This window comes from Mycobacterium farcinogenes, assembly GCF_019739075.1.
GTDB lineage: Bacteria > Actinomycetota > Actinomycetes > Mycobacteriales > Mycobacteriaceae > Mycobacterium > Mycobacterium senegalense.
The window spans coordinates 2,518,914-2,539,450 of the sequence record NZ_CP081673.1 but is presented as its reverse complement, the minus strand read 5'-3'; the positions used below and the strand labels follow the sequence as shown (position 1 = coordinate 2,539,450).

General features: G+C 65.5%; 20 protein-coding genes and 2 tRNA genes. 8 read left to right on the top strand and 14 right to left on the bottom strand.

Annotated elements, in window-relative coordinates; translation table 11 throughout:
• Positions 1 to 111 precede the first annotated feature (111 nt).
• Positions 112 to 1,260 (top strand): FAD-dependent oxidoreductase, encoded by a 1,149-nt coding sequence (locus tag K6L26_RS12055; RefSeq protein WP_221853167.1) that lies wholly within the window; start codon positions 112 to 114, stop codon positions 1,258 to 1,260.
• 2 nt (positions 1,261 to 1,262) lie between these two features.
• Here the strand turns inward: K6L26_RS12055 and K6L26_RS12050 are convergent, their stop codons facing one another.
• From K6L26_RS12050 to K6L26_RS12025, 6 genes are all read right to left on the bottom strand, one after another.
• Positions 1,263 to 1,736 carry a transglycosylase family protein gene (locus K6L26_RS12050; protein ID WP_221853166.1) on the bottom strand — a complete coding sequence of 158 codons (474 nt, stop codon included), beginning with the start codon at positions 1,734 to 1,736 and terminating at the stop codon, positions 1,263 to 1,265.
• 235 nt (positions 1,737 to 1,971) lie between these two features.
• On the bottom strand, positions 1,972 to 2,295 hold the full coding sequence (locus K6L26_RS12045; protein WP_019345578.1) for a transglycosylase family protein: 324 nt from the start codon (positions 2,293 to 2,295) through the stop codon (positions 1,972 to 1,974).
• A gap of 1,045 nt (positions 2,296 to 3,340) precedes the next feature.
• On the bottom strand, positions 3,341 to 3,910 hold the full coding sequence (mobA, locus tag K6L26_RS12040) for a molybdenum cofactor guanylyltransferase (RefSeq protein WP_076111537.1): 570 nt from the start codon (positions 3,908 to 3,910) through the stop codon (positions 3,341 to 3,343).
• A gap of 28 nt (positions 3,911 to 3,938) precedes the next feature.
• Positions 3,939 to 5,021 carry a 2-oxoacid:ferredoxin oxidoreductase subunit beta gene (locus K6L26_RS12035; protein WP_019345581.1) on the bottom strand — a complete coding sequence of 361 codons (1,083 nt, stop codon included), beginning with the start codon at positions 5,019 to 5,021 and terminating at the stop codon, positions 3,939 to 3,941.
• Entirely contained in the window at positions 5,018 to 6,967 is a 1,950-nt protein-coding gene (locus tag K6L26_RS12030) for a 2-oxoacid:acceptor oxidoreductase subunit alpha (protein ID WP_036393525.1), read from the bottom strand. The genes K6L26_RS12035 and K6L26_RS12030 overlap by 4 nt, the downstream gene beginning before the upstream one ends.
• A gap of 342 nt (positions 6,968 to 7,309) precedes the next feature.
• Entirely contained in the window at positions 7,310 to 8,158 is an 849-nt protein-coding gene (locus K6L26_RS12025; protein ID WP_221853165.1) for a PfkB family carbohydrate kinase, read from the bottom strand.
• A gap of 170 nt (positions 8,159 to 8,328) precedes the next feature.
• Here K6L26_RS12025 and K6L26_RS12020 point away from each other — a divergent pair, with 170 nt between their 5' ends.
• Entirely contained in the window at positions 8,329 to 8,571 is a 243-nt protein-coding gene (locus tag K6L26_RS12020) for a hypothetical protein (RefSeq protein ID WP_221853164.1), read from the top strand.
• Positions 8,572 to 8,581: 10 nt separating this feature from the next.
• Here the strand turns inward: K6L26_RS12020 and K6L26_RS12015 are convergent, their stop codons facing one another.
• Positions 8,582 to 9,535, bottom strand: a complete 954-nt coding sequence (locus K6L26_RS12015) for a LysR family transcriptional regulator (protein ID WP_221853163.1) — start codon at positions 9,533 to 9,535, stop codon at positions 8,582 to 8,584.
• 117 nt (positions 9,536 to 9,652) lie between these two features.
• Between K6L26_RS12015 and K6L26_RS12010 the strand changes: the two genes are divergently transcribed.
• From K6L26_RS12010 to K6L26_RS12000, 3 genes are read left to right on the top strand one after another with little or no spacing between them, the layout of a single operon-like run.
• The gene (locus K6L26_RS12010) at positions 9,653 to 11,944 is read left to right on the top strand and encodes an FdhF/YdeP family oxidoreductase (protein WP_221853162.1); all 2,292 of its coding nucleotides are present in this window, start codon (positions 9,653 to 9,655) and stop codon (positions 11,942 to 11,944) included.
• On the top strand, positions 11,944 to 12,768 hold the full coding sequence (fdhD, locus tag K6L26_RS12005) for a formate dehydrogenase accessory sulfurtransferase FdhD (protein WP_019347755.1): 825 nt from the start codon (positions 11,944 to 11,946) through the stop codon (positions 12,766 to 12,768). Before K6L26_RS12010 ends, fdhD begins: the two co-directional genes overlap by 1 nt.
• Complete coding sequence (locus K6L26_RS12000; RefSeq protein ID WP_019347756.1) at positions 12,768 to 13,529, top strand: DUF2185 domain-containing protein; 762 nt, start codon at positions 12,768 to 12,770, stop codon at positions 13,527 to 13,529. The genes fdhD and K6L26_RS12000 overlap by 1 nt, the downstream gene beginning before the upstream one ends.
• Before the next feature lie 89 nt (positions 13,530 to 13,618).
• Here the strand turns inward: K6L26_RS12000 and clpX are convergent, their stop codons facing one another.
• From clpX to K6L26_RS11975, 5 genes are all read right to left on the bottom strand, one after another.
• Entirely contained in the window at positions 13,619 to 14,899 is a 1,281-nt protein-coding gene (clpX, locus tag K6L26_RS11995; protein ID WP_036393515.1) for an ATP-dependent Clp protease ATP-binding subunit ClpX, read from the bottom strand.
• Positions 14,900 to 15,306: 407 nt separating this feature from the next.
• Positions 15,307 to 15,966, bottom strand: a complete 660-nt coding sequence (locus K6L26_RS11990) for an ATP-dependent Clp protease proteolytic subunit (RefSeq protein WP_019345227.1) — start codon at positions 15,964 to 15,966, stop codon at positions 15,307 to 15,309.
• Positions 15,963 to 16,565 (bottom strand): ATP-dependent Clp protease proteolytic subunit, encoded by a 603-nt coding sequence (locus K6L26_RS11985; RefSeq protein WP_019345228.1) that lies wholly within the window; start codon positions 16,563 to 16,565, stop codon positions 15,963 to 15,965. The genes K6L26_RS11990 and K6L26_RS11985 overlap by 4 nt, the downstream gene beginning before the upstream one ends.
• A 106-nt stretch (positions 16,566 to 16,671) precedes the next feature.
• Positions 16,672 to 18,060 carry a trigger factor gene (tig, locus tag K6L26_RS11980; protein ID WP_064899430.1) on the bottom strand — a complete coding sequence of 463 codons (1,389 nt, stop codon included), beginning with the start codon at positions 18,058 to 18,060 and terminating at the stop codon, positions 16,672 to 16,674.
• A gap of 42 nt (positions 18,061 to 18,102) precedes the next feature.
• A tRNA-Pro gene (locus K6L26_RS11975) sits at positions 18,103 to 18,176 on the bottom strand.
• A gap of 122 nt (positions 18,177 to 18,298) precedes the next feature.
• Between K6L26_RS11975 and K6L26_RS11970 the strand changes: the two genes are divergently transcribed.
• A tRNA-Gly gene (locus tag K6L26_RS11970) sits at positions 18,299 to 18,372 on the top strand.
• Between the two features lie 41 nt (positions 18,373 to 18,413).
• Here the strand turns inward: K6L26_RS11970 and K6L26_RS11965 are convergent.
• A complete protein-coding gene (locus K6L26_RS11965; RefSeq protein ID WP_085140378.1) occupies positions 18,414 to 18,935 on the bottom strand; it encodes an MBOE_33420 family protein in 522 nt (173 codons plus the stop codon).
• 4 nt (positions 18,936 to 18,939) lie between these two features.
• Positions 18,940 to 19,086 carry a hypothetical protein gene (locus K6L26_RS11960; RefSeq protein WP_019345231.1) on the bottom strand — a complete coding sequence of 49 codons (147 nt, stop codon included), beginning with the start codon at positions 19,084 to 19,086 and terminating at the stop codon, positions 18,940 to 18,942.
• A 165-nt stretch (positions 19,087 to 19,251) separates the two neighbouring features.
• Here K6L26_RS11960 and K6L26_RS11955 point away from each other — a divergent pair, with 165 nt between their 5' ends.
• A complete protein-coding gene (locus K6L26_RS11955; RefSeq protein WP_019345232.1) occupies positions 19,252 to 19,533 on the top strand; it encodes a GlsB/YeaQ/YmgE family stress response membrane protein in 282 nt (93 codons plus the stop codon).
• A 123-nt stretch (positions 19,534 to 19,656) separates the two neighbouring features.
• Positions 19,657 to 20,289 (top strand): maleylpyruvate isomerase family mycothiol-dependent enzyme, encoded by a 633-nt coding sequence (locus tag K6L26_RS11950; protein ID WP_245008721.1) that lies wholly within the window; start codon positions 19,657 to 19,659, stop codon positions 20,287 to 20,289.
• The last annotated feature ends 248 nt before the right edge of the window (positions 20,290 to 20,537 follow it).

Below are 20,537 nucleotides of genomic sequence, written 5' to 3'. Positions count from 1 at the left end.
GCCGGAGTCGGCCCGGGAGTCTGTCCACATACTGTGAGACCGCTGGAAGGCTACCGATCCCAACTCGGGCCGCGGCCACTCCCCGGTGCCCGACACGGCTAGATTCGACGGATGGCAGCGTCCGTCCTCGTCATCGGCGCGGGTATCACCGGCCTGGCCACCGCAGTCGCATTGCAACAGCGGGGATTCGAGGTCTGTGTGGCCGAGGCACGCCGGGATGTCAGCCCCGGCGCCGGGATCAGCTTGTGGCCCAACGCGCTGGCCGCGCTCGATGAGATCGGTCTCGGCGATCAGGTGCGCGGTGCGGGCGGTCGTGTTACCGCGGGTGCGCTGCGGCGGGCCGACGGAACCTGGTTACGTCGGCCGGCTCCGCAACGATTCACCCGGGCGCTGGGCGAACCTCTCGTGGTGATCCGACGCTCCACCCTCACCGAGATCCTCACCGGCGCGCTGACACCGGGCACGGTCGACTACGAACTCACCGCCGACAAGATCGACGTCGGCACCTCGGGCGTGCGCGTGACGTTCACAGACGGCACTGTCCGCGAGGCGGCCGGCTTGGTCGGCGCCGACGGTGTCGACTCCGTCGTGGCCCGGCATCTGAACGGAGCGTTGCCGCGCCGCTACACCGGCTACACGGCGTGGCGCGCGGTGGCCGCCTGCTCACTCGATCCCGACCTGTCGGGCGAAACGCTGGGTGCCGGCTCGCAGGTCGGGCATGTACCGCTGGGCGCCCACCACACCTACTGGTTCGCCACTCAGCGTGCGCCGCGCGGCCAGACCACTCCCGATGGCGAGCTGGCCCACCTCAAGCGGCGATTTTCGTCATGGTCGGAGCCGATCCCGACGCTGCTGGCCGCCACCCCGGGCGATCAGGTGCTCCGCAACGATCTGTACGACCGTGCCCCCGCGCGCGTCTGGGCGCGCGGCCCCGTGGTGATCGCCGGCGATGCCGCCCACCCGATGCGCCCGCATCTGGGCCAGGGCGGCTGTCAGGGGCTTGAGGACGCCGCCGTACTGGCGGCTCTCGCGGCCAAAGGGCCGGATCTGGCGAGCACGTTCTCCCGGTTCGCCGCGATGCGGCGCAGGCGTGTCGGCAAGATCGTGCGGGAGGCCGAGTTGATCGGCCGGCTCGTGAATTTGCGCCCGTCGGCGTTGAGCACCGCGGCCACCCGAGCGTCCGTATTGGTGCCCGAGTCCGTGTTGACGCGGCACCTGGCGTCGATCGCTGGGCGTGGGGCGTTCACCGCGGTGCGCTGAGGTCAGTGCGGAAGACCGAAGGCCCCGAGGGGGTTCAAGAACGTCGAGCAGATCCGGCGAAGATCGAAGATGCCCAGCACCGCACCGGGACGGACGGCCTGGCAACCTGTCGGTGCGCTCGGCGCGGCCCAGCCCGCCGGCATTCCACCTCGTACCCCGCACTTGGGCCAGGCCCCGATCCCTTGGGTGGCCAGGACATTCTCGGCCACCCGTATCTGTTCCTCCCGGGAGGCGGAGGCGGGTGACCCGACGCCACCGTGCGAGGCCCAGGTGGTGGGCTTGAACTGCAGGCCGCCGTAGTGGCCGTTACCGGTATCGGTGGACCAGTCACCGCCCGATTCGCAGTCAGCGATCGCGTCCCAGTTCACCGTGTCCGCGCCGGCTGTCGCCGGTGCCGCGACAGCCGGCACAAGCATAAGCCCCGACGACATCGCAGCAAGCCAGAAAACCCTGGTCAACGCCTTTCGTATGGTCATCTCGCGGTCCTTCCCCGACCTTTGACACCAAGGACCACTGCAGATGCCGATCACGTTCGTGCAACTGTGCGGTCACTAATGGGTTCGTGTGACCAACGTCACCCGTTACAGAGGTGGCTGAAGTTTTTTCGGAGGTTCCAGGGACTCGAGTAACCGGAGGGCCTATTGATGAAACAGAAGCGGTGCCGGCCAGAAGACCGACACCGCTTCGTATCAAGTTGTGAGCGGGCGCTGCCTAGCCGCGCTTGCCGCACACCGGCCAGGCGCCGATGCCCTGGGAGCGCAGCACATTCTCGGCGACGCGGATCTGCTCGGCCCGCGAGGCCTGATGCGGCGAGCCGGAGCCGCCGTTGGAACGCCAGGTGCCCATCGTGAACTGCAGGCCGCCGTAGTAGCCGTTCCCGGTGTTGATCGCCCAGTTGCCACCCGACTCGCAGGCAGCGACGGCGTCCCAGTTGACGCTGTCCGCATTGGCGGTACCGGCACCCAGTGCCACGGGAGCCACAGCGAGCGCTCCAGCGATGATGCCCAGCCCAAACGTCTTGCGGATGTTCTTCACTTCTTTCCTTTCGCCAAGCGCGCGCCATCGGCGCCCGCCTAGGCGGGCGCGGAAGCCTGAAACAGGCCGGAGGGGTTGGTTCGCGCCGTCTCGGTCAGGCACGAAAGGGAGGGCCACAGTGCCCGGCCCGGGATCAGGCCCAGGCCCCCGCATCGGGCGAAATCGCCACCGCGGCCCCACTCACACGCAGGTTCTTGGTGTTGAAATTATTTGCTCCCTGTGGAGTCGCTTTGGACCGTACAAAGGACTCGGAGAGAAGTCATATCGATGTAGGAGCGATAGCGGAAAGATCACAGACAGATAACGTGACGCTGAATACAACGTTTCTGCAGGTCAGCAGCGGGTGCCCGCCGTTACCGTTTCGTGATCGGCGTAAACGGATCGTGAGGCACATCACGCATTTTTTGTGAGCTGGCCCACTTGCCGGGGGCGCGCCGTAAGCGGCAAACAACGGTTGGGACAACAAAAAGCCCAGGTAGATGCCATCGGCGAGTGTCACTACGCTCCGAGCCAAGGAAATCCGTTCGCTGCAGACCGCCAGTTCTCGACATCACAGAGCAACCTTCAATCCCACTGGTGCGCAAGGGTTATCGCGCGTGCAGGGCGCTCAGACGGGCCACGCCCCCGCCGAAGAGGTCACCGCCGAACTCGACAGCCTTCCTGTCAAACAGGCCGCGCCACAACACCTTTGACCGAACGAGATAGAAACGTCAGCCAGCCCGGCCACCTCTGCGGCAACCCAGGCTATCGCCCTGATCGGACAAACAGAGCCGTCAAGGGCATTTTGTCACATATTTGGTTACCCCGAGCACCTGCACCGGCGAATATCGGCAAGACACCCTTGCCGCACGCCAAGACGAATGCGCTTGAGGGCCAGAAGCTTTCGCGCACAGCCGAAGTGCACCGCGATATGACGTTTCTCGAATTCACTCGGCTTCCGAGAGCTCAAATCACCTCTAATAGGCGTCCAATTATTTCGAAACGATAAATAGCGCCGGATTCGGCATCAAATTTGCAATTTGCTGACCGTTTGTCGGCAGATGGTTCACGTTCCGGGCAGATCGGCCGCGGTGTTGACGTTGGTCAGTGCCCGCTGCGGTGCCATCACTATCCGTTGGGTATCGACGGACTCGGCGAGCGCCCGCATGCTGCGCTGGCCACCACGCACCAACTCGGCGATCCGCTCGGTGAGCGCACTGCGGTAGATCCCCGCCAGATAGTGGTCCCTGCCGTCCCACGGCAGCACGATATCTGCAGGTAATCGCTCGGCCGGGCCTGCCAACGCGTCGATGAGGTCCGGGGACAGATACGGCATGTCCACCGCACACACAAAGGCCCGGTCCAGGCCGGCCTCCGCGACGGCACGCAGGCCGCGGCCCGTCGCTACCAGCGGCCCGACACCGCGCACCTCGTCACGAAGTACCTCGGCGTGCAGTGCCGGCAGCGGTTGGCCGGGAGCGGCGATGACGAAAACCGGTGAACACCGCGCGCTCACCGCGGCCACCACATGCTCGACCATGGTCGAGCCGTCGAACGGCAACGTCGCCTTGTCGCGCCCCATGCGACGCGAAGCCCCGCCCGCCAGAACTACCGCGGCGAGCGGGGCTGTGCTCAGATGCTGTTGGTCGGTCGGATCAGTACTGCTAGTCGACAGTCCAGGTGTCTTTGCCACGCAGCAAGGATTGCAGAGCCGCGGTGTCATGGGGCTTCGATTCGATCGCCGTGTTGACCTGCTGACGCGCAGCGTCGTCATAGGTGGGCCGGCTGACCTTACGGAAAATGCCCATCACCATGTGATCGAGGTTCTGCTCGCTCAGCCGCGACAGCGCGAATGCGTAAGCAGGATCATCGATCTCGGCGTTGTGCACCACGATGTCCTCGGCCGCGACGTCGGCGGTCTTGGCGACCTCCAGGCCGTACCCGGACTTGACCACGCAGTATTCGCCATCGGTGCCGAACTTGATCGGCTCGCCGTGGCTGACGTTGATCAGCCGCTCCTCGGCACCCTCCTTGCGCAGGGCGTCGAACGATCCGTCGTTGAAGATCGGGCAGTCCTGCATGATCTCCACCAGTGCGGCACCGCGGTGCTCGGCCGCACCGCGCAGCACCTCGGACAGGCCCTTGCGGTCGGAGTCCAGCGCGCGGCCCACGAACGTGGCCTCGGCACCCAGCGCCAGCGACACCGGGTTGAACGGGTAGTCCAGCGAGCCCATCGGAGTCGACTTGGTGACCTTGCCGACCTCCGAGGTCGGCGAGTACTGGCCCTTGGTGAGGCCGTAGATCCGGTTGTTGAACAGCAGGATCGTGATGTTGATGTTGCGACGCAGCGCGTGAATCAGGTGGTTGCCGCCGATCGAAAGCGAATCACCGTCACCCGTGACGACCCACACCGACAGGTCGGGCCGGGCCAGCGCCAGGCCGGTGGCGATGGTCGGGGCACGACCGTGGATCGAGTGGAAACCGTAGGTCTCCAGGTAGTACGGGAACCGGCTGGAGCAGCCGATACCGCTGATGAACGCGATGTTCTCGCGCTTGAGGCCCAGCTCCGGCAGGAAGTTGCGGATGGTGTTGAGGATGACGTAGTCACCGCAACCCGGGCACCAGCGGACCTCCTGGTCACTGGTGAAGTCCTTGCCCTTCTGCGGTTGGTCGGTGGTGGGCACCAGGGCGTGCTTGTTCAACGGGGCTTCGCTCAGCCCGAGGTCCGCACCGATCAGGTCAGTCATGCGTTCGCTCCCACTGCGTTCTCAGTTGGTTCCTCGATCGTGGCCGCCGCCAGCCGCGCGAACTTGGCCTTGTCCGCTTCCTTCTCACCGAGCGTGCCGTCCAGGGCCGCGTCGATGATGCCCTCGACCTCGTCGGCCAGGAAGGCCATGCCCTCCACCTTGGTCACCGACTGGACGTCGACCAGGTACTTGCCGCGCAGCAGCAGCGCCAGCTGGCCCAGGTTCATCTCCGGCACCACCACCTTCGGGTAGCGGCGCAGCACCTCCCCGAGGTTGGCCGGGAAGGGATTGAGGTGGCGCAGATGCGCCTGGGCCACCTTGATGCCCTTGCGCCGCGCGCGCCGGCAGGCCTCACCGATCGGCCCGTAGCTGCTCCCCCAGCCCAGCATCAGCAGTTCGGCATCGCCGGTGGGGTCGTCGACCTCCAGCTCCGGCACCGCGATGCCGGCGATCTTCTCCTGACGCAGCCGCACCATCAGGTCGTGGTTCTTGGGCTCATACGAGATGTTGCCCGAGCCGTTGGCGGCCTCGAGGCCACCGATCCGGTGTTCCAGGCCCGGGGTGCCCGGCACCGCGAACTGGCGGGCCAGGGTCTCGGGGTCACGCGCGTACGGCGCGAACGGCTCACCCGACTTGGCGAAGTTGTGCTCGATCGCCGGGTAGCTGCTGATGTCCGGAATCTGCCAGGGCTCAGAGCCATTGGCGACGGCGCCGTCGGACAGGATGATCACCGGGGTGTGGTAGTCGACCGCGATGCGCGCCGCCTCGACGGCGATGTCGAAGCAGTCCGACGGTGACTTCGGCGCGAGGACAGCGACCGGCGACTCACCGTTGCGGCCGAACAGTGCCTGCAGCAGGTCCGCCTGCTCGGTCTTGGTCGGCAGACCCGTCGACGGGCCACCGCGCTGCACGTCGATGATGATCAGCGGCAGCTCGGTCATCACCGCCAGGCCGATGGCCTCGGACTTGAGGGAGACACCCGGGCCGGAGGTGCTGGTGACACCCAGCGCGCCGCCGTAGGACGCGCCGATGGCCGCACCGATTCCGGCGATCTCGTCTTCGGCCTGGAAGGTCAGCACGTTGAAGTTCTTGTGCTTGGACAGCTCATGGAGGATGTCCGAGGCCGGCGTGATCGGGTAGGTGCCCAGCACCACCTGGATCTGGGCCAGGTGTCCGGCGGCCACGATGCCGTAGGCGAGCGCGGTGTTGCCCGAGATCTGGCGGTATTCGCCCGACTTCAGCTTGGCCGGCGACACCTCGTAGGTGGTGGCGAAGGCCTCGGTGGTCTCGCCGTAGTTCCAGCCCGCCTTCAGCGCCAGGACGTTGGCCTCGGCCACGTCGGGCTTGCGGGAGAACTTCTCCCGGATGAAGGCCTCGCTGTGCTCGAGCTCGCGGCCGTACATCCACGACAGCAGACCGAGGGCGAACATGTTCTTCGCGCGCTGGCCGTCCTTCTTGGTGGCGCCGATCGCCTCGACCGCACCCAGGGTCAGCGTCGTCATCGCAACGGAGGTCACCACGTAGTCGGACAACGTGTCATCCTCTAGCGGATTGCTGTCGTATCCGACCTTGGCGAGGTTGCGCTTGGTGAACTCATCGGAGTTGGCGATGATCAGACCGCCGCGAGGCAGGTCGGACACGTTGGCCTTGAGCGCGGCCGGGTTCATCGCCACGAGCACGTCGGGACGGTCACCCGCGGTGAGGATGTCGTAGTCGGCGATCTGGATCTGGAACGACGACACACCGGGCAGGGTGCCCTGTGGCGCGCGGATCTCGGCCGGGTAATTCGGCTGGGTCGCCAAGTCGTTGCCGAACAGTGCAGCTTCAGAAGTGAAGCGGTCACCGGTCAGCTGCATACCGTCGCCGGAGTCGCCGGCGAAGCGGATGACGACCTTCTCGAGCTTCTGCCGCGGCGCGGCGCCATTGCCGTTGCCGTTCTCACCCACGGCTACCGCCTTTCACACGTTCTTTGACCACGTCTTTCCGGGCCGCTGTCACGTGACGCGCCGCCGGATCAAACGTCCACCGAATTTTGATGTCACTACCAGTACCGATTATTGCACTGCTCTTAGGCTGCACTTCACCGCGCCATCCCCCGACACGCGGGTGGGTTCGGAATGAAGGTCCTGATCGCGGGCGTGAACAAGCCCGTTTTGAGACAAAACTGTGGTTTTCGTCACGTTTAGGAGAATGTCATTCTCTAAGGAAAAAGCTACCGGCCGGTAGCTGTCCGCTAGCAATAGCAAGCAGTTTCTTGACACGTGTCGAGTTTAGCCTTCGACCTGCGGCTACATGCGGCCGGGTGCCCCCGTCTGCGCGCGCTTCTCCAGCTCACCGGCCACGAGTTCGCTGGCCGCTTCGGCCGCTCGCCGCGGATCGCGACCGGCCGCGCGGTGCGCGACGTAACAGGCCGTGAACATGTCGCCCGCCCCGGTGGTCTGGACATCCAGCACCCGCCAGGCGGCCGGCACGCGCTCCACCGCACCTTCGACATAGATGTCACACCCCTCCGAGCCGTAGGTCACCAGGATCTCCGCGACGCCGAGCCGCTGCGCGGTCGACGCGTCGAACCGACCGTCGGCGACGATCACCGCCTCGTCCTCGGCGAGCTTGAGAATGTCGACATCGGCCAGCAAGTCGGCGGGAAAGTGACGGTCCTCGACCAGCGGCCCCAAACGGTCCGCACGTACGAGCCCCTGCCCGTCGTAGGCGAGCCGATGCCCCCGCGCCGCCAGGGCCGCAAGCGTCCCGGCCGGAAAATCGGTGCGCAACAAGGGCGCCAGGTGCACCCAAGTTGTAGCCGGATCCGCGACGTCGATGTCCGTGGCGCTCCATACCGGGCCGATCGCCTGCACCCCCATGTGCCGGTGATCGGTGTCGTCATAGTCGAGGCTGAATGAGCTCGTCACCTCTGAGGGCAGGATCTGCACCAACGACCCGAACCGCGCACGCAGCCCGTCGAAGAGGACGTGGTCGCGTTCGGCGCCCATCGCCACGATCCGGCCCGATCCGCCGGCAGCCTGCAGTGCCACACCGGCGAACGACGCACACCCGCCCGGGCTCGGCGGCGCCCCGTTGATGATGTCGATCGCGAGGTTGCCGAGCACGGTTACCCCAGGGACTAGCTCTCGTGGCATGGATGCAGTGTCCCGGTCAGGACCATCACCACACTCTCCGACCCCGCTCAATCGCCCAGCCGAGAACCGAATGTGGTCCACATCACCACGCCTGGGGTGGAATGCCGGACGCTCGATTCACCTTCAACACATAGATAGTCGATGTTGCAACGAAGGACATGGCGAGACGCATGAACGCAAAGATCAAACTTCTCCTCTGTACCGCCGGCTTGGCCGCTGTCGCAGCGCTGGCAGGTTTGGGCCTACAGACAAACCAGGTTCACAGCACACCCGAGATCTCCGTGCCCTCAGCTCAATCCACCATGCAGTTCGGCGAGACCGTGACCCAATCCGTGCCGCCGTCAAAGCCCGACACCCCTGCCGCCACACCCCCGGTCAAGGCCGAACCGGCTCCGACCGCCGAGCCCGGCTGAGTCGGAGACGTCACGCCGGTCCGGCGTCGGCCTGCCCCCTCGAATCCCACCAGCCGTCGATGCGGCTGCCGAGGTCCAGGTCGGCAGCCACCTCGACCAGCGCGGCGGCCACGATCGAGGCGGGCGCGCGGTCGAGCACCACCAGCCCGATCGCCGGACGCGGACCGTGTTGCACCATCGGTCGCGCCGCAAAACCGGAAGGCACTCCGAGCTGTGGCAGCCATGCGGTGGACGCGATGGTCGCCCGCGGTGAATTGGTCAGGTGCGCATACAGCGCATCGACCGAATCCGCCTCCACGACGGGGCGGTAGCGCACTCCTTCGGCGGCCATGTTGGCATCGAGGATGCGCCGGTTACGCATAGTCGTGGTCAGCACGCATAGCGGCAGTCCGGCCGCATCCGACCAGGTGATCTCCGGTTGAGCCATCAGGGCGTGATCGGCCGGCGCCACCAGCACATAGCGCTCCCGGTACATCTCGACCGACCGGGTTCCGGGCGGCGCTTCGTCATCGAGATAGGTCAGCCCGGCGTCGATCTCGAAATCGGCCAGCCGCCGGGCGATCTCGCGAGACGACAGCGCCTCGATGCGTACCGACGCCGCCGGGTTGCGGCGGAGGAACTCCGTGGTGATGAACGGGCCGGTGGGCACTGCCGTCGGTATCGCGCCGATGCGGGCCGTGACGGTCAACCGCCCACGCATGCGATCGATATCGGCGAGCATCTCATCGCGTTCCGCGACGATCCGCTGGGCCCACGTCACCACCCGCTGCCCCTCTTCGGTGAACCCCTCGAACCGCTGCCCCCGCTGCACGATGACGATGCCCAACTCGCGCTCCAACCGGCGGATCGCCACCGACAGCGTCGGTTGACTCACGTGGCACCGCGCGGCCGCCCGGCCGAAGTGCCGCTCGGTCGCCAGCGCCAGCAGATAGTCGAGCTGCTGGAGCAGCACGTCACTCGCCATGGGCTCCCCACATCCGTCACCGTTCGATAGAAAGCATCTATCACTGCATGTGAAAACTCGAATATGGACGCCCGCCAACCGGCCGGTCCGACCGTTTTCGAGGACTAGATTGGGTTCATGACCAGCGCCAAGGACATCGACGCCTATTACGACGAGCACCACGTCATCACCACCGGCGCCGAAGACGAGGCCGCCGGCGTCAAGGCAGTCCTGGTCAGCATGCAGCGCGGGTTCGAGCAGATGGGTCCCCTACGCACCGCCGCCGCGCTGGCCAAGCTCAATCAACGCCACGGTTTCGACTGCCCGGGCTGCGCATGGCCCGAGGAGCACGGGGGCCGCAAACTGGCTGAGTTCTGCGAAAACGGCGCGAAAGCCGTCGCCGAGGAAGCCACCAAACGCGTGGTGACACCCGAGTTCTTCGCCCGCCACACCATCGCCGAGCTCGAGACCAAACCCGAGTACTGGCTGTCCCAGCAGGGCCGGCTGACCCAGCCGATGGTGCTCGCACCCGGAGACGCGCATTACCGGCCGATCGAGTGGGATGACGCCTACCGGTTGATCGCCGAACACCTCAATGCGCTCGCCTCTCCGGATGAGGCGCTGTTCTACACCTCCGGCAGGACCAGCAATGAAGCTGCGTTCCTCTATCAGCTGCTCGTGCGCAGCTTCGGCACGAACAACCTGCCCGACTGCTCGAACATGTGCCACGAATCCTCCGGCACCGCCCTGACCGAGTCGATCGGCATCGGCAAGGGCTCGGTCACCGTCGAGGACGTCACCGAAGCCGATCTGATCCTGATCGCCGGGCAGAATCCCGGCACCAACCATCCCCGCATGCTGTCGGTGCTGGAGAAGGCAAAAGGCAACGGCGCCAAGATCATTGCGATCAATCCGCTACCCGAGGCCGGGCTGATCCGGTTCAAGGACCCGCAGAAGGTGCGTGGTGTGGTCGGGCACGGAATCCCGATCGCCGACGAGTTCGTCCAGATCCGGCTCGGCGGGGACATGGCCCTGTTCGCCGGCCTGGGCCGGCTGCTGCTGGAAGCCGAGCAGGCCGCCCCGGGCACGGTGTTGGACCGCGAGTTCATCGAGGCCCATACCGCGGGCTTCGACGAGTACGCCCGTCAGACCCGCGCGGTTGACTTGGCCACGGTGACCGAGGCCAGTGGCATCGACGAGACCCAGCTTCGCCGCGTCGCCGACATGCTGATCGCCTCGGAGCGCACGGTGATCTGCTGGGCCATGGGCCTGACCCAACACCGCCATGCCGTGGCCACCATCGGCGAGGCCACCAACCTGCTGTTCATGCGGGGCATGATCGGCAAGCCAGGTGCGGGCGTGTGCCCGGTCCGCGGGCACTCCAATGTGCAGGGCGACCGCACCATGGGCATCTGGGAGAAGATGCCCGAGAAGTTTCTGGATGCGCTCGACAACAGGTTCGGCATCGCCAGCCCCCGCAAGCACGGTTACGACACCGTCGACGCGATCCGCGCCATGCGCGACGGCCGCGCCAAGGTCTTCGTCGGGATGGGCGGCAACTTCGTCTCGGCCACCCCCGACACCGAAGTCACCGAGGCCGGATTGCGCAGTTGTGCCCTGACCGTTCAGATTTCGACCAAGTTGAACCGCAGTCACCTGGTGCACGGGCGCACCGCGCTCATCCTGCCCACGCTGGGGCGCACCGACAAGGATTTCCAGGCCGCCGGAAAGCAGATGGTGTCGGTCGAGGATTCGATGTCGATGGTGCACCTGTCACGCGGCAGCCTGACTCCGCCGAGCGAGCACCTGCGCAGCGAGGTCGCGATCGTCTGCCAGCTGGCCCGCGTGTTGCTGGGCCCGGACCATCCGGTGCCGTGGGAGCAGTTCAACGCCGATTACGACCGCATCCGTGACGCCATCGCCGACGTGGTGCCCGGATGCGAGGACTACAACCGCAAGGTGCGTCAGCCCGACGGGTTCCAGCTGCCGCACCCACCCCGTGATTCCCGCGAATTCCGCACCACCACGGGTAAAGCCAACTTCTCCGTTCAGCCGCTGGAATGGGTGCCGGTACCGCAGGGCCGCCTGGTGCTGCAGACGCTGCGTAGTCACGACCAGTACAACACCACGATCTACGGGCTCGACGACCGTTACCGCGGTGTGAAGGGTGGCCGCCGGGTCGTGTTCGTCAACCCCGCGGATCTGGACGCCATGGGCCTGAAGGCAGGAGACCGGGTGGATCTGGTGTCGGAGTTCGACGGTCAGGAACGGCGCGCCAAGGACTTCCTGATCGTCGAGTACTCCACCCCCAAGGGCAATGCCGCGGCTTACTACCCGGAGACGAATCCGCTGGTGCCACTTGACCATACGGCCAAGAAGTCGAACACACCGGTATCGAAGGCTGTCGTGATCCGATTGGAGCGCACCTAGTGGGTCGGGTCACCGCTCGCCGTCGCGCCCACCATCTGAGCGGCGCCGTCGCCGAGGCCCGCCCGGAGACCCTGGTGGTCGAGGAACCACTGGAGCTGCGGGTCGACGGCACACCGATCACCGTCACGATGCGCACGCCGGGCGCCGATGTCGAACTGGCCCAAGGCTTTCTGCTGACCGAGGGGTTGATCGCGCAACGTGAGGACCTGGTGGCGGTGCGCTACTGCCGGGGCGCGGACGACGACGGGGTCAACACCTACAACGTGCTCGACGCGACCTTGGCCTCACATGTCCCGGCGCCCGACGTCGACGTGACCCGCAACTTCTACACCACCTCGTCGTGCGGTGTGTGTGGCAAGGCTTCGCTGGAGGCGGTGCGGTTGAGCAGCAAGCACTGCCCCGGCGACGACCCGTCGACCGTCGCCGCCACCGCGCTCTCGGCGATGCCCGCGCAACTGCGGGAGGCGCAAAAGGTCTTCAACAGCACCGGCGGGCTGCACGCCGCCGCGCTGTTCACCACCGGCGGCGACATGCTCGTCGTCCGGGAGGACATCGGCAGGCACAACGCCGTGGACAAGGTGATCGGCTGGGCACTGGAGCACAACCGGATCCCGTCGACCGGTACGGTCCTGCTCGTCAGCGGCCGGGCCTCGTTCGAGCTCACCCAGAAGGCCGTGATGGCGGGCATTCCGATTCTGGCCGCGGTGTCGGCGCCCTCGTCGCTGGCAGTCGATCTGGCCGCGCAATCGGGCCTGACCCTGGTGGCCTTCCTGCGGGGCGACTCGATGAACGTCTACACCCGGCCCGACCGCGTGACGCGCTGATGACCAAGAACTTCTGGTTGCCGCCCGACAAGATCGTCAACGGCCTCGCACCGAACTACGCGTGCTACGCATCCGATCGCATCATGGTCGAAGGTGCGCCGGTCGGATATATGTATCGCGACGGCGAAGGATGGAACTTCCTGGCTGGGGACGAAGATCAGGACTACGTGGACGACCCGGCGAATCTCGGACTGTATTCGCTGAACACCCTCGCCAACTACGACCGAGCGATCATCGATTACCTGGATGCTCCGCCCGGGGCAGCGTTCATCCGCAGCGGCGACGGCTTTGTCGAGGATCCCGAAGGCGCGCCCACCGACCCTGATGCCGATACCTCGGCCTACCTCAATCCGAACTTCCCGACCCGCTCGGGCTATCAGCAGATCACCCGCAATTGGGCGCTGACTCTGCCCGAGCCGATGAACCAGCGCATAGAGGACGGCAGCCTCGTGTTCTGGCGGCCGGGCTTGACTGCCTGGTTGTCCGCATGGGGCGACGAAACATACACAACCGCCGCCGAACGGCGCGCCGAGTTCCGGACGAAGATCAGTCCACTCGCGTACGACCATGCGGAGTGGGCGTCCGGCACATCATTGTGCCTGTCATATCGGCTGGCCGAGGACCACGATGATGCGCGCCTGCCAGCGCTCTACGGCTCCGCCGTCACCGATGCCAGTCACCTGCTACTGGCGCTCTACGTCGACAGCGGCGACGACCTGGCTTCCGCGTATTCGCTTTTGCGGTCGGTGACGCCGATATAGCGCCGGCTTACGCCGATTGTTGTCGAGATTGCACTGAGGGTCGTGATCCGGCTGGGATCACGACCCTCAGTGCAATCTCGGCGTAGAACCTAGGCGCTCTTGTCGCGACGCTCGGACCGCGACGGCTTACGCGGCACGATGGTCGGCAGCACGTTGTCCTGCACGGTCTCCTTCGTGACGACCACCTTGGCGACGTCGTCGCGACTGGGGATGTCGTACATCACCGGCAGCAGGACTTCCTCCATGATGGCGCGCAGACCGCGGGCACCGGTGCCGCGGTGGATGGCCTGATCGGCGATGGCCTCCAACGCCTCGTCGGTGAACTCCAGCTCCACGCCGTCCATCTCGAACAGCCGCACGTACTGCTTGACCAGGGCGTTCTTGGGCTCGGAGAGGATCTTGACCAGGGATTCCTTGTCCAGGTTGGTCACCGAGGCCACGACCGGCAGACGGCCGATGAACTCGGGGATCAGACCGAACTTGATCAGGTCCTCGGGCATCACCTCGGCGAAGTGGTCCTGGGTATCGATCTCGGCCTTGGACCGCACCTCGGCGCCGAAGCCCAGGCCGCGCTTGCCGACCCGGTCGGAGACGATCTTCTCCAGGCCCGCGAAGGCACCCGCCACGATGAACAACACGTTGGTGGTGTCGATCTGGATGAATTCCTGGTGCGGATGCTTGCGGCCACCCTGCGGCGGAACCGAGGCCTGGGTGCCTTCCAGGATCTTCAGCAGGGCTTGCTGCACGCCTTCGCCGGAGACATCGCGGGTGATCGACGGGTTCTCGCTCTTGCGGGCGATCTTGTCGACCTCGTCGATGTAGATGATGCCGGTCTCGGCGCGCTTGACGTCGTAGTCGGCGGCCTGGATCAGCTTGAGCAGGATGTTCTCGACGTCCTCGCCCACATAGCCGGCCTCGGTGAGGGCGGTGGCATCGGCGATGGCGAACGGCACGTTGAGCATCTTGGCCAACGTCTGGGCCAGGTAGGTCTTACCGCAGCCGGTGGGCCCCAGCATCAGGATGTTGGACTTGGTCAGTTCGACCGGCTCCGAGCGCGAATCGCGGGACTTCTCCCCCGCCTGGATGCGCTTGTAGTGGTTGTAGACCGCCACCGCCAACGTGCGTTTGGCGGTGTCCTGTCCGATGACGTAACCCTCGAGGAAGTCCCGGATCTCCGCCGGTTTCGGCAGCTCGTCGAGCTTGACGTCGTCAGCGTCGGCGAGCTCCTCCTCGATGATCTCGTTGCACAGATCGATGCACTCGTCGCAGATGTACACGCCCGGGCCGGCAATGAGCTTTTTGACCTGCTTTTGACTCTTGCCGCAGAACGAGCACTTCAGCAGGTCACCGCCGTCTCCAATGCGCGCCATGTGGGGGGGTCCTACTTCCTGTTCGCAGTCTGTCGTTACGCCAGTTGCTGGGTCACCTCGGGCGTAAACCCGACGCTACCCGTTCGTTCCGTCGCGGTGCGACCGATAAGGCCGAATCGCTCCGGTGGTATTTGTTCACGTGCAGGAGAACATATCTCTCCTGACGGCTGGTCACCCGTCGGCACGCTGACTGTGTCCTTGGCGTGTCGTAACGGAGCCAGGCCGAATAGCCGAGCGATGTGATCCGAACGTGGTGTTCGCCGCGGTCGAGGCTACCTGGATCGCTCGAACACCGACGCAGTCGCAGGTCAGCTGGTTTTCCGCCCTCCTGCCTGACGACACACGCCCCGCACCGGAGGTGACCGGGCAGGGCGTGTGTCATCGGGCGGAGGTTGCCGCTGGTGGTACTAGCTGCTCTGCGCGGACAGCTTGCGGTACTCCAGGACCGTGTCGATGATCCCGTACTCCTTGGCGTCCTCGGCCGTCAGGATCTTGTCGCGGTCGGTGTCCTTGCGGATCTGCTCGGGATCCTTGCCGGTGTGGCGGGCCAGCGTGGTCTCCATCAGGGTGCGCATCCGCTCGATCTCGGCGGCCTGGATCTCCAGGTCGGAGAACTGGCCCTGGATCACTCCGGACAGCGACGGCTGGTGGATGAGCACGCGCGCGTTGGGCAGGGCCAGACGCTTACCCGGCGTACCCGCGGCCAGCAGCACCGCGGCGGCCGAGGCGGCCTGACCGAGGCACACCGTCTGGATGTCGGCGCGCACGTACTGCATGGTGTCGTAGATCGCCATCAGCGAGGTGAACGAGCCACCGGGCGAGTTGATGTACATGGTGATGTCGCGGTCGGGATCCAGCGACTCCAGCACGAGCAGCTGGGCCATGATGTCGTTGGCCGACGCATCGTCCACCTGCACGCCGAGGAAGATGATGCGTTCCTCGAACAGCTTGTTGTACGGGTTTGATTCCTTGACGCCGAAGCTGCTGTGCTCGATGAACGACGGCAGGATGTAGCGAGCCTGCGGCTGCACGCGGGGGTCCAATGACGGATGAATCTGATCGGTCATTTGTCTAGTCCTGCCGTCGGGCCCGAACCGTTGAGGTTGGCACTGGTGATGATGTGATCGACGAAGCCGTACTCCAGCGCCTCCTGCGCGGTGAACCAGCGGTCACGATCGGAGTCGGCCTCGATCTGCTCGACGGACTTGCCGGTGAATTCCGCGTTGAGCCGGAACATTTCCTTCTTGATGACGTGGAACTGCTCGGCCTGGATGGCGATGTCCGCAGCACTGCCGGTGACGCCACCGAGCGGCTGGTGCATGAGCACCCGGGCGTGCGGCAGGGCGTGACGCTTGCCCTTGGTGCCCGCTGCGAGCAGGAACTCACCCATCGAGGCCGCCATGCCCATCGCGTAGGTGGCGACGTCGCACGGGGCCAGCACCATCGTGTCGTAGATGGCCATACCGGCGCTGATCGAGCCGCCCGGCGAGTTGATGTAGAGGTGGATGTCCTTGGTCGGATCCTCCGCCGACAGCAACAGGATCTGCGCGCACAGCTTGTTGGCGATGTCGTCGTCCACTTGGGAACCCAGGAAGATGATCCGCTCGGCAAGCAAGCGCTCATAGACGGAGTCGACGAGGCTGAACCCGCTCCCGTTCGAACGCATGTCAGTCACGACTGGATACCTGCTTTCTCTCACGCGTTGGTACTGACGACACTAACGAAACTGGGGCGCCACGCACTCCCGTACGGGGGCGCGTTCGCTCACAGCGTCATTCGGTGGCGTCGGCGTCCTTGTCGGCGGCCTCGTCACTCTGCTCGCCCTCGGCCTGAGCAGCCTCGGCCGGGCCGAAGAACTCCGTGGTGTCGATCACGGTGCCGTCGGTGTCGGTCACGGTGGCGGCGTGCACCACAGCGGCGATGGTCAGGCCGCGACGCACGTCGGCGAACATGGCCGGCAGCTGATTGTTCTGCTGCAGGATCTGGATCAGCTGCTGCGGCTCGATGCCGTACTGGCGCGACATCAGCACGAGACGCTCGGTGAGATCGTTCTGGCCGACCTGGATGTCGAGCTTGTCGGCGACGGCGTCCATCAAAAGCTGGGTCTTGACGGCCTTTTCGGCGTTCGCCTTGTTCTCCGCGTCGAATTCCTCACGGCTGCTGCCCTGTTCGGTCAGCTGCTCGGCGAACTTGTCCTCGTCGTGGTCGAGACCGTGGATCGCGTTGTGCAGCGTGTCGTCGATCTGGGCCTGAACGATCTTCTCCGGCAACGGAACTTCGGTCTGCTCCAGCAGCGCCTCGATGGCCTTGTCCCGGATCTGCTCGGCCTGCTGCACGCTCTTGACCCGCCGCACCTGGTCGGTGAGGCTCTCCTTGAGCTCATCGATGGTGTCGAATTCGCTTGCCAGCTGGGCGAAGTCGTCGTCGGCCTCAGGCAGCTCGCGCTCCTTGACCGACTTCACGGTCACCGTCACCTCAGCGTCCTTGCCGGCGTACTCGCCGGCGGCCAGCTTGGTGGTGAAGACCTTGGACTCGCCGGCCTTCAGGCCGGTGATCGCCTCGTCGAGGCCCTCGATCAGCTGACCGGAACCGACCTCGTGCGACAGGCCCTCGGTGGCGGCCTCGGGCACCTCGTTGCCGTCGACGGTGGCCGACAGGTCGATCGAGACGAAGTCGCCTTCCTGTGCACCGCGGTCGACACCGGTCAGGGTGCCGAAACGGGCGCGCAGCGACTGCAGCTCGGCATCGACCGCCTCGTCGTCGACCTCGATCGGGTCGACGGTGATCTTGAGCGCGTCGAACTCGGGCAGGGTGATCTCGGGACGCACGTCGACCTCGGCGGTGAACGCCAGCTCCTGGCCGTCCTCAAGCTTGGTCACCTCGATCTCGGGCTGACCCAGCGGCTTGACGTCGGAAGCCGTGACGGCCTCGCTGTAGCGGCTCGGCAGCGCGTCGTTGACGACCTGCTCCAGCACGGCACCGCGACCGACGCGGGCCTCCAGCAACTTGCGCGGGGCCTTGCCCGGACGGAAGCCGGGCAGACGGACCTGCTGGGCCAACGCCTTGAACGCGCGATCGAAATCAGGCTCAAGCTCGGTGAAGGGCACCTCCACATTGATGCGCACCCGGGTGGGGCTCAGCTGCTCGACTGTGCTCTTCACTGTTCCTGCTCCTAGATAGTCCTGGTCGTACTGGCGGGTGAGTCGGGGTGACAGGATTTGAACCTGCGGCCTTCCGCTCCCAAAGCGGATGCGCTACCAAGCTGCGCTACACCCCGTGGTGGTCGATCCGCCGCGCAAAACCCACGAATGGACCACGCGAGATACTACGTGGTCACGGCACGGAGCATTCAATTGGCTTTGATCGGGGGCACACCGGTACAGTGCTGATGCTGCACTTGCGGGCGTAGCTCAATGGTAGAGCCCTAGTCTTCCAAACTAGCTACGCGGGTTCGATTCCCGTCGCCCGCTCCAAACGAACCGCCCTCACGGGCGGTTTTTGGTTTGTCCAGCCTTCATCGGGGCACGTCCGACGGCGGATCGATGGGCGTCAGCGATATCGGCAGCCAATGCGTGCCCGGCCCCTCACCAGGACATCCCGCTCCCCCGATGACGAGCGTGCGCTCGCCGAAGAAGCTGCCGTCAGGATTCGGGATCCAGTAGTCCGAGCGTTGCGCCGGCACGGCGCTGCCCGGATCGTTGCGGTCACAGAAGTAGGGGTACTGCCCGCCCGTCTCCCAGCGATCGCCGCTCCAGCGATACTCATAGGCCACCGGGGCGCCCGGGTTGCGGGCGTGATCGTCCGCGTTGTCCATGCGCGCAATGCATCCGTCGACATCGCACCGCGTGGTGAATTCGGCGGGCACGGTCATCGAATGCATCGGCGTCGGCATTCCGTTGAATGTCTGTTTCGAGAAATCGATGAACAGGTCGTAGAAGCCATACAGCGGCGGTGGTTCGATCCGATCCGCGTGAGCGACCGGCGACGCCAGCGCCAGAACGCTTGCCGCGAGGGCTGTTCCGAGCGTGATTCTCATGGCGCTAGTCGTCCTTGTCATCGTCGCGGTGTGCCGCCTCGATCACCTCGGGCGGTACCGGCTTTTGCAGCCAGGCACGAATGCGCAACAGCCCTCCGGCGACGACGCCGACGGCGAATACCGCGACAAGAACCCACAGCGCGGTGGTCATGGCACCGAATTATCCCGCCCGGTCGCCCACTGCGGCCGATTACCCACGAGTAGGCCGCTGTCGGATATCGCGCACGTCTCAAAACTGGCCGACTGTCGAAAATGAGAGGAAAGTGATGTGTATCACACCGCTTGCAAGAAGCCGGTTTGGACGAAAGGCAACGAGATGATCGGAGCAATTATCACCGCAGTCGTCGTCGGTGCGATAATCGGCGCACTGGCGCGGCTCATCATGCCCGGTCGGCAGAATGTCAGCACACTCATGACGGTCGTGCTCGGCATTGCCGGCGCCCTCATCGGGTCCTGGCTCACCGCTGCCGTCGGATACACCAACTCGAACGGCGGATTCGCAATCGTCCCGTTCATAGTCGGTGTAGTAGTCGCGATCGTGCTGATCGCGATCTACACGGCGCTGACGGGGCGGCGCGGTACACCCGTCGGACACTGAGCCAGATCACCGCCGACCCCGCCGATCCTCCCCCATGATCGGCGGGGTCGCTTCGCGTGTGCTGTGCTCGAGCAGCCCGATTAGTCTCGTTGGCTGAGTTAGATTTTCGAGCGACGGGGGCTGATGAAGAACCATCTGTTCAGCGTCCGTTCCCTGGCCCGCCAGGAACGCCAGGAATTCGCCGATCTGCTGGACGACTTGAGTCCGCAGCAGTGGCTGGCAGCCACTTTGTGTGGCGACTGGAATGTCCGTGACGTCGTCGCACACACGACCGCATACCTCGGACAGACCAGGATGGGGCTGACCGCGGCGATGCTGGCCGCACGCGGGAATGTCGACCGGCTCAACGAATCGGCGCGCCGGAGCAACAGTGGCCTCACGCCCGACCGGCTGCGAGTACTGATGCGCTCTGGTGCAGACCCCTCCGGTGCGGGCGCGCTGTTCGGCAGCCGGGTGGCATTGATCGAATGCCTGATCCATCAGCAGGACATCCGGCGGCCGCTCGGGCTGCCCCGCACGATCGCCGCCGAACCGCTGTCGGCAGCATTGACATTCGCCCGCGTCAGCCCGGTGATCGGCGGTGCTCGGCACACCCGCGGTCTGCGATTTATCGCGACCGACCTCGACTGGTCGGCCGGTAGCGGGCTGGAGATCCGTGGACCCGGCGAGGCGCTGTTGCTGGCGATGACCGGACGCGTCGAGGCGGTCGCCGATGAGCTGCACGGTCCCGGTCTGACCGAACTCTGTCGGCGCTGACGCACTCAGGCTCGCCGATTTCGACCGCAGGGCTGTGCCCACGCGCGATCCACAACCCAGAGGTAGAAAGCGGCGGTGGATCAGCACCCAGCATCACGACCCCGTCTCGAATGGCTTGCGATCCGTGGCCGAGGGGGTGCTTCGCGGTCGTCTCCGGCCTACCGTGAGTAACAGGTGGGGACTGTCGACCGATCTTGAAGACGGCAGCTCAAATCAGACAGAGCACCGCTGCCGCAAAACCCGCCACA

What these genes read in the sequence shown, in the direction of transcription:
- K6L26_RS12055 (WP_221853167.1), top strand. Translation starts at nt 112, where the DNA reads ATGGCAGCGTCCGTCCTCGTCATCGGCGCGGGTATCACCGGCCTGGCC.
- K6L26_RS12050 (WP_221853166.1), bottom strand. Translation starts at nt 1,736, where the DNA reads ATGACCATACGAAAGGCGTTGACCAGGGTTTTCTGGCTTGCTGCGATG.
- K6L26_RS12035 (WP_019345581.1), bottom strand. Translation starts at nt 5,021, where the DNA reads ATGACTGACCTGATCGGTGCGGACCTCGGGCTGAGCGAAGCCCCGTTG.
- K6L26_RS12025 (WP_221853165.1), bottom strand. Translation starts at nt 8,158, where the DNA reads ATGCCACGAGAGCTAGTCCCTGGGGTAACCGTGCTCGGCAACCTCGCG.
- K6L26_RS12020 (WP_221853164.1), top strand. Translation starts at nt 8,329, where the DNA reads ATGAACGCAAAGATCAAACTTCTCCTCTGTACCGCCGGCTTGGCCGCT.
- K6L26_RS12015 (WP_221853163.1), bottom strand. Translation starts at nt 9,535, where the DNA reads ATGGCGAGTGACGTGCTGCTCCAGCAGCTCGACTATCTGCTGGCGCTG.
- K6L26_RS12010 (WP_221853162.1), top strand. Translation starts at nt 9,653, where the DNA reads ATGACCAGCGCCAAGGACATCGACGCCTATTACGACGAGCACCACGTC.
- K6L26_RS12000 (WP_019347756.1), top strand. Translation starts at nt 12,768, where the DNA reads ATGACCAAGAACTTCTGGTTGCCGCCCGACAAGATCGTCAACGGCCTC.
- clpX (WP_036393515.1), bottom strand. Translation starts at nt 14,899, where the DNA reads ATGGCGCGCATTGGAGACGGCGGTGACCTGCTGAAGTGCTCGTTCTGC.
- K6L26_RS11990 (WP_019345227.1), bottom strand. Translation starts at nt 15,966, where the DNA reads ATGACCGATCAGATTCATCCGTCATTGGACCCCCGCGTGCAGCCGCAG.
- K6L26_RS11985 (WP_019345228.1), bottom strand. Translation starts at nt 16,565, where the DNA reads ATGCGTTCGAACGGGAGCGGGTTCAGCCTCGTCGACTCCGTCTATGAG.
- K6L26_RS11965 (WP_085140378.1), bottom strand. Translation starts at nt 18,935, where the DNA reads ATGAGAATCACGCTCGGAACAGCCCTCGCGGCAAGCGTTCTGGCGCTG.
- K6L26_RS11960 (WP_019345231.1), bottom strand. Translation starts at nt 19,086, where the DNA reads ATGACCACCGCGCTGTGGGTTCTTGTCGCGGTATTCGCCGTCGGCGTC.
- K6L26_RS11955 (WP_019345232.1), top strand. Translation starts at nt 19,252, where the DNA reads ATGATCGGAGCAATTATCACCGCAGTCGTCGTCGGTGCGATAATCGGC.
- K6L26_RS11950 (WP_245008721.1), top strand. Translation starts at nt 19,657, where the DNA reads ATGAAGAACCATCTGTTCAGCGTCCGTTCCCTGGCCCGCCAGGAACGC.